This is a genomic window from Thermoclostridium stercorarium subsp. stercorarium DSM 8532, from assembly GCF_000331995.1.
Taxonomy (GTDB): domain Bacteria; phylum Bacillota; class Clostridia; order DSM-8532; family DSM-8532; genus Thermoclostridium; species Thermoclostridium stercorarium.
The window spans coordinates 1,061,080-1,075,081 of sequence record NC_020134.1 but is presented as its reverse complement, the minus strand read 5'-3'; the positions used below and the strand labels follow the sequence as shown (position 1 = coordinate 1,075,081).

15 protein-coding genes are annotated in these 14,002 nt (G+C 42.6%); 9 read left to right on the top strand and 6 right to left on the bottom strand.

The window, feature by feature from the left end:
- Positions 1 to 144: 144 nt before the first annotated feature.
- The 6 genes from CST_RS04720 to CST_RS04695 all read left to right on the top strand — a co-directional run bounded on the left by CST_RS04720 (position 145) and on the right by CST_RS04695 (position 5,537).
- Complete coding sequence (locus tag CST_RS04720) at positions 145 to 1,299, top strand: ABC transporter substrate-binding protein (RefSeq protein ID WP_015358691.1); 1,155 nt, start codon at positions 145 to 147, stop codon at positions 1,297 to 1,299.
- A 219-nt stretch (positions 1,300 to 1,518) separates the two neighbouring features.
- Positions 1,519 to 2,403: a branched-chain amino acid ABC transporter permease gene (locus CST_RS04715; RefSeq protein WP_015358690.1), complete on the top strand. Its 885-nt coding sequence runs from the start codon at positions 1,519 to 1,521 to the stop codon at positions 2,401 to 2,403.
- Positions 2,404 to 2,406: 3 nt separating this feature from the next.
- The gene (locus tag CST_RS04710) at positions 2,407 to 3,408 is read left to right on the top strand and encodes a branched-chain amino acid ABC transporter permease (RefSeq protein ID WP_015358689.1); all 1,002 of its coding nucleotides are present in this window, start codon (positions 2,407 to 2,409) and stop codon (positions 3,406 to 3,408) included.
- The gene (locus tag CST_RS04705) at positions 3,408 to 4,193 is read left to right on the top strand and encodes an ABC transporter ATP-binding protein (protein WP_015358688.1); all 786 of its coding nucleotides are present in this window, start codon (positions 3,408 to 3,410) and stop codon (positions 4,191 to 4,193) included. Before CST_RS04710 ends, CST_RS04705 begins: the two co-directional genes overlap by 1 nt.
- Positions 4,186 to 4,890 carry an ABC transporter ATP-binding protein gene (locus tag CST_RS04700; RefSeq protein ID WP_015358687.1) on the top strand — a complete coding sequence of 235 codons (705 nt, stop codon included), beginning with the start codon at positions 4,186 to 4,188 and terminating at the stop codon, positions 4,888 to 4,890. The genes CST_RS04705 and CST_RS04700 overlap by 8 nt, the downstream gene beginning before the upstream one ends.
- Positions 4,891 to 4,895: 5 nt before the next feature.
- On the top strand, positions 4,896 to 5,537 hold the full coding sequence (locus CST_RS04695; protein WP_015358686.1) for a CBS and ACT domain-containing protein: 642 nt from the start codon (positions 4,896 to 4,898) through the stop codon (positions 5,535 to 5,537).
- Between the two features lie 42 nt (positions 5,538 to 5,579).
- Here the strand turns inward: CST_RS04695 and CST_RS04690 are convergent, their stop codons facing one another.
- The 4 genes from CST_RS04690 to CST_RS04675 all read right to left on the bottom strand — a co-directional run bounded on the left by CST_RS04690 (position 5,580) and on the right by CST_RS04675 (position 9,509).
- Positions 5,580 to 6,341 (bottom strand): amino acid ABC transporter ATP-binding protein, encoded by a 762-nt coding sequence (locus CST_RS04690; RefSeq protein WP_015358685.1) that lies wholly within the window; start codon positions 6,339 to 6,341, stop codon positions 5,580 to 5,582.
- Between the two features lie 29 nt (positions 6,342 to 6,370).
- Positions 6,371 to 7,024 carry an amino acid ABC transporter permease gene (locus CST_RS04685; protein ID WP_015358684.1) on the bottom strand — a complete coding sequence of 218 codons (654 nt, stop codon included), beginning with the start codon at positions 7,022 to 7,024 and terminating at the stop codon, positions 6,371 to 6,373.
- A 181-nt stretch (positions 7,025 to 7,205) separates the two neighbouring features.
- Positions 7,206 to 7,985, bottom strand: coding sequence for an amino acid ABC transporter substrate-binding protein (locus CST_RS04680; RefSeq protein ID WP_015358683.1), 780 nt, complete (start codon positions 7,983 to 7,985; stop codon positions 7,206 to 7,208).
- 141 nt (positions 7,986 to 8,126) lie between these two features.
- A complete protein-coding gene (locus CST_RS04675; protein WP_015358682.1) occupies positions 8,127 to 9,509 on the bottom strand; it encodes a uracil-xanthine permease family protein in 1,383 nt (460 codons plus the stop codon).
- Between the two features lie 260 nt (positions 9,510 to 9,769).
- On the opposite strand from CST_RS04675, the gene CST_RS04670 reads away from it, so the two are divergent.
- Positions 9,770 to 10,189 carry an Hsp20/alpha crystallin family protein gene (locus CST_RS04670; RefSeq protein WP_015358681.1) on the top strand — a complete coding sequence of 140 codons (420 nt, stop codon included), beginning with the start codon at positions 9,770 to 9,772 and terminating at the stop codon, positions 10,187 to 10,189.
- Between the two features lie 237 nt (positions 10,190 to 10,426).
- Here the strand turns inward: CST_RS04670 and CST_RS04665 are convergent, their stop codons facing one another.
- A complete protein-coding gene (locus CST_RS04665) occupies positions 10,427 to 11,695 on the bottom strand; it encodes a Glu/Leu/Phe/Val family dehydrogenase (protein ID WP_015358680.1) in 1,269 nt (422 codons plus the stop codon).
- 333 nt (positions 11,696 to 12,028) lie between these two features.
- Positions 12,029 to 12,409 (bottom strand): hypothetical protein, encoded by a 381-nt coding sequence (locus CST_RS04660; RefSeq protein ID WP_015358679.1) that lies wholly within the window; start codon positions 12,407 to 12,409, stop codon positions 12,029 to 12,031.
- 270 nt (positions 12,410 to 12,679) lie between these two features.
- Between CST_RS04660 and CST_RS04655 the strand changes: the two genes are divergently transcribed.
- Both CST_RS04655 and CST_RS04650 read left to right on the top strand, forming a co-directional pair.
- Positions 12,680 to 13,030 carry a demethoxyubiquinone hydroxylase family protein gene (locus CST_RS04655; RefSeq protein WP_015358678.1) on the top strand — a complete coding sequence of 117 codons (351 nt, stop codon included), beginning with the start codon at positions 12,680 to 12,682 and terminating at the stop codon, positions 13,028 to 13,030.
- A 54-nt stretch (positions 13,031 to 13,084) separates the two neighbouring features.
- The gene (locus CST_RS04650; protein WP_015358677.1) at positions 13,085 to 13,897 is read left to right on the top strand and encodes a family 1 encapsulin nanocompartment shell protein; all 813 of its coding nucleotides are present in this window, start codon (positions 13,085 to 13,087) and stop codon (positions 13,895 to 13,897) included.
- Positions 13,898 to 14,002 lie beyond the last annotated feature (105 nt).

Genomic DNA, 14,002 nt, shown 5'->3' with positions numbered 1-14,002 from the left:
TAATAAAAAATATTTTTATACATTTTAACAAAATGTAAAATCGCCGCTAAACTTAGCTATAATAAGCACTTGACATGATTATATAAAAATAATACAATAACCTAAATTATATTTATGCATGGAATAAACAAGGAGGGATAAATAATGAAAAAAGTATTGGTATGCTTACTTGTATGTGTTATGGCATTAACGCTGTTTACCGCCTGCTCCGCCGGTTCATCATCGGACGTAATCAAGATAGGAATAAATTATGAATTGTCCGGCGGTAGTGCTACATACGGCCAGTCTTCGGTAGAAGGAATTGAAATGGCCATCGACGAGATTAATCAGGCCGGCGGAATAAACGGCAAAAAAATAGTAACAGTGAAGTATGATAACGAATCCAAGGAATCCGAAGCTGCAACACTTGCCAATAAGCTGGTTTCCCAGGACAAGGTTGTGGCTATATTGGGTCCTGCCACAACAGGTTGCTTCACGTCCCAAATACCTGTGGCAAACAAAAACAAAGTCCCCATCATTACAGGTTCTGCTACCGGCGACAATTTAACACTGGCTGCCGACGGCTCGGTACATGAATATGTGTTCCGAATCTGCTTCAACGACTCTTTCCAGGGAAGAGTAATGGCAAATTTTGCAGTCAATAATCTTTCTGCGAAAAAAGCCGTTATAATCATGGACAGCTCCAGTGATTACAGCAAGGGACTTGCAAACAACTTCAAGGATACCTTTACTGCGGCAGGCGGTACAATTGTTGCTGAGGAAGCTTATGTTGAAGGCGATACCGACTTTAACGCCATTATAACAAAGATAAAAGGGTTGGACTTTGACATCATTTACTTACCCGGTTACTATAATGAAGCAGGCCTTATTATAAAACAGGCACGCACTCAGGGAATTGACAAGCCAATCCTCGGCGGAGATGGTTTTGACTCCCCCGTTCTGCTTGAACTTGCAGGAGCCGAAGCGCTGAATAACGTATATTTCACAAACCATTATTCTGAAATTGACGAAGATCCTACCGTTTTGAAGTTCATATCCGATTTTGAGGCAAGATACGGTAAAAAACCCAACGCTTTCAACGCTCTTGGCTATGACCTGGCGAAATTTGTTGCAGACGCAATCAGCCGTGCCGAAAATCTCAGCGGTGAAGCTATAAAGAATGCCCTTGCAGACACCGAAAACTTTGCAGGTGTAACCGGTACATTAAGCGTTGACGAAAAACACAACCCTGTAAAATCCATATTCGTCATCGAATTAAAAGACGGGGTACAGCATTCCAGTGTAAAAGTCAACCCGTAATATGACATTCCGACATGAGGGCGAAAAACTGCCCTCATGTTTTTTAGGTACTGCCATGGCGAAGATAAAATAATATTAACGTTTTTGTAAAAATCGCAGCACGTTTTGTTTCACTTAGGCTGCGATATGCTGTTTTTATGATATAATATTTCTATATATCAATTGGGGTTTTAACAAAATGTAGAAATAACACACTGCAATATGAAAGAGGGGGACAAATTGGAACGGTTTTTACAGCAGTTAATAAACGGTATATCGTTAGGCAGCATCTACGCACTTATTGCCCTCGGTTATACCATGGTATACGGCATCATCAATCTTATTAATTTCGCCCATGGCGATGTGTATATGATAGGAGCCTATGTGGGTTATTTCTGTATGACCACCCTTAAACTTGGCTTCTTCCCTTCCCTGTTAATTTCAATGCTTGTCTGTGCCGTACTGGGTGTAACCATTGAGAAAATAGCCTATAAGCCATTGCGTGATGCCACAAGAATTGCAGTATTAATTACTGCGATAGGAGTTTCACTGTTTATTGAATATGCAACAATGTTTTTTGTTAAGCCTGATTCCCGGTCATATCCGCCTTTGACAGGCTTTCTGACCAAAAACTATTACATAGGCAATCTGTTTTTCTCGGCCAAACAGATTCTGATTATATGCATTACGGTTGTTTTAATGGCACTTTTGCAGTTCATAGTAAAAAAGACCCGTATTGGAAAAGCAATGAGGGCTGTTTCTCTTGACAGGGATGCAGCGCAGTTAATGGGAATCAGTGTGGACAGAACAATATCCTTCACTTTTCTTATAGGTTCAGCCCTTGCCGGAGCTGCAGGAATCCTGGTAGGTATATACTACAATTCAATAAACCCTCTTATGGGCGTTATGCCCGGTTTAAAAGCATTTGTAGCTGCCGTTTTCGGAGGGATTGGAACCATACCGGGTGCAATGATCGGCGGCTATTTTATCGGGCTCGTCGAGGTAATGGTATCGGGGTACCTGGATTCAATGTACAGAGATGCCGTGGTTTTCGCGATATTGATTATAATTCTGATCGTCAAGCCATCGGGTTTACTGGGCAAAGAGATGAGAGAGAAGGTGTAGCCGATGAAGAAGCTGTCTCAAGATGCATCAAAAAACAATAAGTGGATAATAACGGTCAGGAAATGGATAATACTGGTTCTGTTTTATGCTATAGTTCAGATTCTGATCATGACCAATGTCATAAACGACTATATTTTTTCAACCCTCGTCACCGTCTGTATAAATGTCATTCTTGCCGTGAGCCTTAATCTGATAACCGGATTTACCGGGCAGTTTTCGCTTGGGCATGCGGGGTTTATGTCAATAGGCGCATATACGTGCGCATTAATTACATTAAGATACCCCACTGTCTGGGGTTTTCTCGGAGGCCTCCTTTTAGGCGCGGTTTTGGCCGCAATTGTGGGAATTTTCGTCGGATTGCCAACTCTGAGGCTTAAAGGCGACTATCTTGCAATCGCCACCCTTGGCATGGCGGAAATAATAAAAATATTTTTCAGGAACGTGCTGGAAGATCTTACAAACGGAGCCGCGGGCTTAAGCGGAATTCCGCAGTTCGTGAACTGGACATGGCTTTTTGTGTTTACGGCGGGTACTGTGGCATTAATCAGCAATTTTATCAATTCTTCCCACGGAAGAGCCTGCATTTCGGTCCGGGAGGATGAAATCGCCGCAGAGGCGATGGGGATAAATTCCACGAAGTATAAAGTAATCGCATTTGTTACAGGTGCATTTTTCGCAGGTATTGCCGGGGCAATTTACTCTTCGTATTTTTATTTCATAAGCCCTGATATGTTTGACTTCCAGAAATCCATTGATATCCTTGTAGTAGTCGTTTTAGGCGGTATGGGAAGCATATCGGGTTCGGTAATCGCATCGATAGTTCTGGCTCTGATATCGACATTGCTTCAGTCATTTTCCGAAGTCAGAATGGTAATATACGGAGTGCTGCTGATTGTAATAATGCTGTTCAGACCACAGGGAATCATGGGGTCGAAGGAACTGTCCTTTTCAGTTGTAAAAAAATGGGCTCAGGGACTCAGGCAAAAGAATGGGGGTATAGCATAATGCCCATACTGACAGTAAACAAGCTTACAAAGTCGTTCGGCGGTCTTATGGCCGTTACAAACGTAAGCATGGAACTTGAACAAGGCGAACTCGTAGGCCTGATTGGACCTAACGGTGCAGGGAAAACAACGGTATTTAACCTGTTAACCGGTATATATGCTCCTACATCCGGTACAATCACCCTTTACCGTAATAACAAAAAAGAACAGATACAGGGTTTTAAACCATATGTTATCTGCAAAAAAGGCATTGCCAGAACATTTCAAAACATCAGGCTTTTTAAGGATTTAACCGTTCTGGACAATGTCCGTATTGCCATGCGCAAGGATATAAATTACGGGCTTTTTTCGGGATTTTTTCATACGAAATCTTATTTCAGTAGCGAAAAGGAAGTTCTTGAAAAAAGTATTGAGCTTTTGAGAATTCTGAAACTTGATCATAAAAAGGACGAACTTGCCAAAAACCTCCCATATGGTGAGCAGCGGCAACTGGAAATAGTAAGGGCTCTTGCAACCGATCCGTGCATTCTTCTCCTTGACGAACCGGCGGCAGGCATGAATCCAGCAGAAACCGCGCAGCTGACCGAAATGATCGGATGGATACGAGAAAACTTCAACCTTACCATATTGCTTATAGAGCATGATATGTCCCTCGTAATGAAGATTTGTGAAAGAATATACGTTTTGGATTACGGGATGATTATTGCAGAAGGCACCCCTGATGAAATAAAATCAAATCAACGTGTAATTGAAGCATATTTGGGGGAGGAAATGGGAAATGCTTGAAATTAAGAATCTGCATGTACATTTTGGCGTTATCCATGCGATAAAAGGAATATCCCTTACCGTTAATGACGGTGAAATAGTTACACTTATAGGAGCCAACGGCGCCGGAAAAACCACCACTCTCAGGACAATATCGGGGCTGAAAAAACCCACCGAAGGTGCTATTATTTTTGACGGAAAAGACATTACAAACCTAACCGCTCAGGAAAGGGTGGCATTAGGCATTTCCCATGTTCCGGAAGGCCGAAGGGTTTTCAGCTCAATGACAGTTCTTGAAAACCTTGAGCTGGGGGCATATCTCAGAAAAGACAAGGATGGAATAGCCCGGGATTTGGAAATGGTATTTGAACGCTTTCCCATTCTTGCGAAGAGAAAAAAACAGGCTGCCGGTACGTTATCGGGCGGAGAACAGCAGATGCTCGCAATGGGCAGAGCTCTTATGAGCCGTCCCAAACTTCTGTGCCTTGACGAACCGTCAATGGGGCTTGCTCCCTTACTTGTTCAGGAGATTTTTGATATAATAAAAGATATAAACGAAAAAGGCACAACGGTGCTTCTTGTGGAACAAAACGCTAATATGGCTCTTCAGATAGCTCACCGGGCTTACGTCATGGAAACAGGCAAAATAACCCTTTCAGGGACCGGTAAGGAATTATTGCAGAGCGACGAAGTCAAAAAAGCATATCTGGGAGGTTAAATTTTATGTTTGTTAAAGACAAAATGACAACCAACATTATCACTATTTCCCCCGATGCAACCATTCCCGACGCCCATGAAATCATGACCAAAAATAATATCCGTAGGCTTCCCGTGGTAAAGGACGGGAAACTGGTGGGCGTTGTTTCAAACCTTGACATAACCCGCGCAACACCGTCACCGGCAACAAGCCTTAGCATAAATGAACTTACCTATATTCTTGCGAAAACAAAAATCAGCAAAGTTATGACGAAAAACCCCATTACCATTTCGCCTAACGCTTTGCTGGAAGAAGCCGCGATTTTAATGCGCGACAACGGTGTCAGCTTTCTCCCCGTTGTTGACAGCGGAAAGCTTGTCGGAATTATCACCGAAAGCGATATTTTTGATTCCTTTATCGAACTTTTGGGATTCAGGGAGAAAGGCACGAGGCTTACAATAGAAGTAAATGATGAACCGGGAATTATGTCCCATCTGGCCGGAATATTCGCCATTCATGGGGCAAACATAACCAACGTGGCCGTTTACCGCGGCTCTGAAGGGAAAAGCGCCATTGTAATCGGCATAAGCAGTTATGATACCGAAAAAATTGAAAAGGAAATTGAATCCCATGGCTATAAAATTATATATAAACTTCAGAACAGGTAATTAAGACGGAGGTTTTCCCTCCGTCTTTTTTAGTGTTACGTTTTATCCTGCGAGTTTTCCAAGGAACTGTTTTAAACGTTCATTTTTCGGGTTGTCCATTATTTCAGCGGGAGTCCCTTCCTCAGCTATTGCTCCGCCGTCCATAAAAATTATACGATCGGCCACATCTCTTGCAAAACTCATCTCATGAGTTACTATTACCATTGTCATATGCTCTTTGGCCAGTTCCCTCAACACTTTCAGAATCTCTCCCGTAAGCTCGGGATCAAGGGCCGATGTAGGTTCGTCGAAAAACAGGATTTTGGGATTTAAAGCCAGCGCGCGGGCAATTGACACCCTTTGCTGCTGACCTCCGGACAATTGATACGGATATGCGTCTTCCTTTCCTTCAAGCCCCATTTTCCGGAGCAGCGAACGGCCGATTTCATAAGCCTCTTCCCTTCTCATTTTTTTTACCGAAATGAGGGGATCGGTTATGTTTTTGATCACCGAAAAATGCGGGAACAGATTAAAATTCTGAAAAACAAGACCGAAATAGCTTTGTATCCTTTTAAGGGTGTTTTGTGGGGCATAAACTGTCCTGCCGTTTTCATCGGTTTTTGCAGCATACTCTCCGAGGTAGATTATATCGCCCCGGTCAATCCTTTCAAGCATTGTGGCACACCTGAGCAACGTGGATTTTCCCGAACCCGACGGCCCGATTATTGCAACCACCTGTCCCTGCTCCACACTCAATGAAATACTTTTTATTACTTCAGCGTTATTGAAACATTTCTTCAGGTTTCTTATTTCAAACAGTTTCATTTTCATCTCTCCGGAATAATTTTAAACTTTTAAATCCTGTAATAACTCAATTTTTTCTCTATCCAGCCCATTATGCGTTCCACCAGAAAGTTAAATACATAATAGAATACTCCCGCGGCAATGAAGGGTACCACTGACGCCTGGGCCGAAGCAAACGCCTTGGCCGTCGTAAACATTTCCTGAACCGAAATGGCAAACGCCAGCGAAGTATCCTTTATAAGAGTTATGGCCTCGTTTGTTACAGGAGGCAGAATACGCTTAATAACCTGCGGCAAAATTATTCTGAAAAAAGTCTGATATTTGCTGTACCCCAATACCTTTGCCGCTTCATACTGCCCTATGGGGATTGATTCGATACCGCTTCTGTAAATTTCTGCGAAATAAGCCGCGTAGTTCAGCACAAACCCTATGATAACGGCTGTAAACCTGTAATTTCTCGGCATCTGAATTCCCAGTATAAAAAACGGCCCGAAATATACAACCATCAATTGCAAAATAAGCGGAGTTCCTCTTAATATCGATATGTAAACCTTAAAAAACAGACTTACAAGTTTATTCTTCGACATCCGTCCCAAAGCGACCAAAAGCCCGAGCGGAAGGGAAAATAACAACGTAAGAGTAAAAATGGCCATAGAAGTCAGCATTCCGCCGGTTAATTCAATTATCAATACTTTTAAATTCAAGCCCTGCCTTCCCCCATTCCGGTAAAAACACCCGCCCACTTACGCGGTTAATACTGATAAACTTTTTATCCTTTATTAAAATTGCTTTTGGAATTCCCGGTATGACGCCGTTCCCGGCAAACCGCCCCGTAAAATTCCCTTGCCTCTTTCTCCTCGAATAGCTATAAAATCATTGTCAAATTTATTTTCCTATTATCGTAACATCCTTTCCAAACCACTTAACCGAAATTTCGGACAATGTGCCGTCCGCTGCCATTTCTTCGAGTACCTTTTGTACCGTATCCCTCAGTTCTTCATTTCCCAGACGGAAACCCACGCCGTACATTTCCTCAGCCAATGTTTCTTCGAGGATGGAAAATTTCAAGCCCCTTTTTTCTATCTGATACATAGCAACTGTTTCATCCATTGCCACTGCATCCACGGCTCCTGCTTCCAAATCCATCATAGCCGTATTGTAATCTGCGGTCTTTATGTATTCGCCGAAACTTTCAAGCAGATCGGGCCTGTCATTCAGCGCAGCCTCGGCACTGGAATCCAACTGCACAGCCACCGTTTTCCCCTTCAAATCGTCAAGGGTTTTAATACCTGAATCGGCTCTTACGACAAAAACCTGTCTGTTGGCCATATAAGGATCGGTCCACGTATAATCGTCCTCACGGCCGTTTATTGTAAACCCGTTCCATATACAGTCAATATTGCCCGCCGAAAGTTCCATGTCTTTGGCTTCCCAGGATATCGGCTGGAGCTTCAGTTCCCAACCCAGCCTTTTTGCCACCTCTGCGGCCACTTCCAGGTCAAAACCGGTGTAGTTGCCGTTTTCGTCTACAAAACCGAAGGGTGGGAAATCCTTATCAAAACCTACGGTAAATGTTCTTTTACCGGTGTCGGCGCTGTCTTTGCACGCCGTTACTGCAAGCATCGTTATACAGGCAAGCATAAGTATCGCTATTTTTCTTCTCATTCAAATTCCTCCTGACGAACTTTCAAATGTAATTACCAATTCATCGCATTATTATTTTATTACATTATCGTACTAAAGTAAATAAAAATATGGAGTGAAATTTGTACGAAAATCCACTCCATATTACAGGCGTATTTGGCGTTATTTATTCTCTTTTCTGCCGCCAATGCTGAGAATAATGTTCAGTAAAATTCCGAATATGGCAGCACCTGCAACACAGGGAACCTCAATTCCGAAGAACGGTATATTTCCGCCGTAAGCATACTGGCCGCCGAGGCCTATTATCATAATCGTCGCAATTAATGCTATGTTTTTTGAACTGAAAAGGTCAACCTTCTTTTCAACCATAATTGCGATACCCTGAGCCGCTATTGCACCGAACAGGTAAATTTCCAGACCGCCTATAACCGCAGCCGGTATGGAATATATAAGATTAATCAGCGGTGTAAAGCAGGATATAACCATGGCTATTACCGAAGCGGCAATCAGTACCGGGACCGAGAAAACCTTAGTAATCGCCATTGCGCTGATATTTTCGCCGTAGTTCGTTCCCGCAGGACCTCCTATTAATCCTGCCACAATATCCCCTATGCCGTCTCCGATCAGATTAAGGCCGAGTTTATCAGCAATATTGTATTTTTTGCCTACTCCCTTTTTCTTCGCCAGATCATTGACATATATGTCCAGCTGATACACGTGGGCGGTCGATTCAGGAATTGTTGCAATGGCTATCGGCATTATGGCCGCGACAGCCATCCATGTGGGCTTCGGTAACGTAAAAATCGGCAGCGCAAACAATTTGTCGCTTGCGGTTTCGGGCAGTACCTTAAACAGGTTAATTCCAGTAGCAGCCTTGATAATGTAAGCCGTAATACATCCAACCGCCGGGCCGAGAATCAACGGCAACTGCCCCATAAATCCTTTTAAATATACCGAAAACAGTATGGTTGAGATCAACGTCACAAGAGAAATAACCCATGCCATGTTTTTTGCAAGTTCAGCCTGGTCGGGTGTAACGGATACGGTGCCGTAGTTGTCAATCACAATTGAAGAGGCGTCACTTAAAGCCGTGCCGGCAAGAGTAAGCCCGATTACCATTGCAATCGGGCCCGTAATAGAAGCTGGAAGAACTTTTTCAATTGACTCCTGACCAAACCGGTTGACAATTAATCCTGCTATGATTGAAACAAAACCCGACATAACAATTCCAAACTGCGCAACCGCAATTTTTTCATTCAACGAATACGAAGCCAGTGCATCAGAAGCCATTAAACTGCCTATTGCAGCAATGTATGAAAAACTTGAACCATAATATAATGGTATTTGTCCTTTTGTGACGAGAATGAAACAGAGAGTGGCGAACCCGCTTGCAAAAATTGTAGTTGAAATGTGGAACCCTGTGATTAGTGCGACGGCTACAGTCGCCGGAAACATTACGATTACCTGCTGGATAGCATAGAGAAGAAGTTTCCATATTGGCGGTCGCTCGTCCGGCAGGTATCCGATTGATGAATTAATGCCCATAAAAAAACATCCTCCTTGGGTTTTTAAATATTTTATTATACTTCCTCAAAAAACACCTGTTATATTGTAACCATAGGATCGATAATTGTCAAAACTAATTTTTATATTTTATAAAATTTTTTTATTGGGTTTATATTTATCAGACTGAAGAAAAAAAACACGGTACAAAAAACGGAATTACAGGAAAAAAGAATAAATTTACAACGACAGGAAAATATAAATCGTGAAATTAAAAATTCCGCTGTCGAGGAGGGTAAATAATGAGGCTGGTTTCCTGGAATCCTTTCAGGGATATTGATCGTGATGTGGCCAGATTTTTCGAGAACGCGCCGTTAAGTTTTTTCGGGAAAAACATATCTCCGAGGGTGGATGTATACGACACTGAAGACAAAATTGTTGTCAAAGCCGAAATTCCGGGCGTTTCAAAAGAAGATCTGAATATTTATGTGGATGAAAATACCGTAAGGATTTCGGGGCAGACAAAAAGAGAAAACGAATTTAACGACGAAAATTTATATCACTCCGAAAGGTATTACGGAAGTTTCTCAAGGACCATTCCGTTACCGGTACAGGTTAAATCCGATGAAGCCGAAGCGTCATACAGGGACGGGCTCCTTTCAATAACCCTGCCAAAAGCCGAACCTGCAAAAAACAGAGGCAGGAAAATAGAAATTCAGTAAAACGGCAGCCTCCCGCCTCAATGACTTCAGACACGGGTTTAAACAAAAGGTTTGTGACAATACGTATACCGGAGCAGGAGAACCTCTCCCCTGCTTCCTTTTTTACATTTATTTCCCTGCGACGCCCGCTTTCAGAAAGGAAATACGGTAAACCGCGGTCACGATACAGCAAAAACGGGTAACTGCAAATACATAATAAAAAGGGACAGGTGTATACCCTGTCCCCCGACAAAACTTTTATACCCAACCGCGTCTTTTTACCGCATCGGCCACCCGTTTTATTGCTATAACATATGCAGCGTCTCGCATGTACAGCTTTCTTTCCTGTGAGAGTTCATACACGGCATTAAAAGCCGAAGTCATTTTATAATCAAGTTTCGTCAGAACTTCGTCTTTATCCCAGTAATAGTTCATATTGCTCTGTATCTGCTCAAAGTAGCTGCATGTTACACCGCCTGCATTTGCAAGGAAATCAGGGATCATGAAAATACCCCTCTTTTCGATAACGGCATCGGCGTCAGGAGTTGTGGGGCCATTGGCGCCTTCAACTATAACCTTTACCTGATTGCTGATTTTATGTACATTCTCGCCTGTTATCTGATTTTCTATTGCTGCGGGCACCAGTATATCCACATCCTGCTCAAGCCATGCCTCCCTCGGCAGAACTTCACATCCGTAATCCCTTGCCTTTTCCTTGTCCAGCTCTCCTTTTTCATCCACTATTGCGGCCAGTGTTTTTTCATCAAATCCGTCCTTCTTGCGCAGCGTAAAGCTTGACCTTGAAATTGCTATTACCTTTCCTCCCAGTTTCTGATACAATTCCACCGCATAGCGGGAAACATTGCCATATCCCTGGAAACTTGCAGTGGTGTTTTTAATGTCAATTCCAAGCCGTTTCAAGGCTTCACGCAAAACATAAACCACACCGTATCCCGTTGCTTCCGTTCTTCCGAGGGAACCGCCCATTCCCACCGGTTTTCCGGTAATAAACCCGGGATACCTTCCACCCACAATGGTCTCATATTCATCCAGCATCCAGAGCATATGCTTGGAATTGGTCATTACGTCCGGTGCCGGTACATCGGTGAACGGGCCGACATTCTTGGCCAGCTGCCTTACATAACCGCGGCACAGGCGCTCCTGTTCACCTTCCGAAAGGGTTCTCGGATCACAGACGACACCGCCTTTTCCTCCGCCTAACGGAATATCCACAACTGCTGTCTTCCATGTCATCCACATTGCCAGCGCACGGACGGTATCAATGGTTTCCTCGGGATGGAAACGTATACCGCCCTTTGCAGGCCCTCTTGCATCGTTGTGCTGAACGCGGAAGCCTTTAAAAACCTTAACACTGCCGTCATCCATGCGAACGGGAATTAAGAAATGGTATTCCCGCAAAGGCTGACGCAGAAGCTCGCGGGTAGAACCGTCAAGCCCAATCATATCCGCGACTTTGTCAAACTGCTGCTGTGCGACTTCAAAAGGATTATAAGATGCAGAACTCATTTACCAGACCTCCAATAACTCAAAATATGTTCAAACAGGTTTACCCCCTATTTGATTGCCGCCATTTCTGAAAGATAGATTATCAGAACTTGCATTTAAAAAATTATTTTTTTGGTTCAGAACTTTGTCCTGCTAAATTCGACATTACTTGAAATATACCCCATTATACCAATTAATTCTGTTAGTTGTCAACGACAGAATATCTTAGGTTTTTTTGGTTGAAAATGAAATTTAAATTTACGAAAATGTCATTTCAGTATAAAACAACCCATTGTAATAAAAAACGGATACCTTTCTGGTATCCGCCGCATATAAGAAACCGCTTATTGAAAATTACATGGCGTAATGAACGGCGTATATAACAATTCCGGCAAAAGAAGCTATAAGCGAGATTATAAAAGATTTGCGAATGTAATCGGTTCTTCTTTTCAGTCTCCTTGTGTTAAGTATAAGGGAAATAAGGCTGAAAACAAAAAGGAACACGAGGAGACAAAATGCGATATTTAACAATGAATAGTCCATCGTTTTTCTGACTTCCACTCCAAATAACCGATCAAAAAAGTTCTCCTCCCTTGGCCGGGCAAAATGCACCAGTGCAAGAACCGATAATATCAAAAGCCATACGACAGCCACAGCGGCATCAAGGAAACGGCATATTATATCAGGCTTTTTTCGGCGTTCCGGTATGTACTTAATTGGTTCATTGCTGTACATATAGTTCATTCCTCGGAAATGACGAAAAATTTAATTAAATTCTACAATTTTTCCAATTTTAATTTACCACAGTTGTTTAAAATGTCAATCCAAACAGTAAAATTTTATTTTTCACCAACATATGGAACATTAAATACTCTTTGGCGCAAAAATATGATAAAATATGATTACAGAGTACATTAGAGGGTAAAATTTATTCAGTTAATTATTTTACCCTGATATGTTTGATTTCATGAACAATAAATAACCGAATGAAGGGAGTTGTGTATCATGGCTGTTTTTGGGAATCCGTTTACTGCAAATGTTGAACGCAAATTAACAAAAGAGGAACTTATTCAGGCAATACGTCTTGACATTGCAGGGGAGCTGGAAGCAATTTATCTCTATGATGCCCACATTCAGGCAACCGATGACGAATTTACAAAAAAAGTCCTCGCAGATATCAGAGACGAAGAAAGAGCGCATGTCGGTGAACTTATGACTCTTCTAAGGCACCTGGATCCGACGGAAGCAGCACATTTCGAAGAAGGCGTACAGGAAGTCAAGGAAATGATGGAAGAAGCAGGCATTAAAAGCAACTCAGCAAACTCTCAGTCAACGGTGGGCAGCCTGCTGAAATAATTCAAGACCTCTTGTGCAAACACCTGAAAAGGTCAATACAAAGGAGGGAAAAGCATGAATTTTCTCGCACGCGATACCGTATCCTTTTCGGATGATTTCTGGGCTAATATAGATAATACGGTGGTAAATACCGTAAGAACCCATATAATCGGGCGCCGCTTCTTATCCTTATACGGCCCTCTTGGAGCCGGAGTCAGAAGCATAAACATAGACAGCGTAAATACTGCTGAAGAAGCCGAAAATGGCTTTGTAAAAACGACGGGAAGAAAATTTGTTGAACTTCCCCAAATTTATGAAGACTTTACCCTTAACTGGAGAGATATCGAACACAGTGATTCCACAGGCATTCCTCTGGATTTGTCAAAGGTAAGGCAGGCCGCTCAGAACATTGCCCTGAAGGAAGATTCCCTTATTTTCTTCGGAAATGAATTTCTGGGAATGGAGGGATTATTGACGGCAGAAGGCGCTGCTAAAATACAAAAGAGCGATTGGACTGTCGGCGATAATGCCTTCAGGGATGTGGCAGCGGGCTTGGCACAGTTCCGCAGCAAATTCCTGATTGGCCGGTACGCTCTCGTATTAAGCCCTGACCTGTATGTACAGCTGCAGCGTTTGAATCCCGGTATGGGTATCATGGAAGAGGAAAGAATCAGCAAAATGCTGAACGGTCATCTCTACAACGCACCTGTCCTTGGCAGCAATAAAGCGGTATTGGTATGTGCCGAACCCCAATACATGGATCTCGCCGTGGGCAAGGATATAGAAACTGCGTATCTGGAGTCGAAGGATCTCAATCATGTATTCAGAATAGTTGAAACAGTTGCACTTCGCATTAAGAACAAGGAAGCAATTATTATATTTGAATAATAATTGACTTTATGTTATAATTTTCTATGACAGTTATTAAAAGGGTAAAATTACCCCGGAGACTTTGCCGGGGTAATTTTGTACCGAAAAATAAAAGGCGGAATT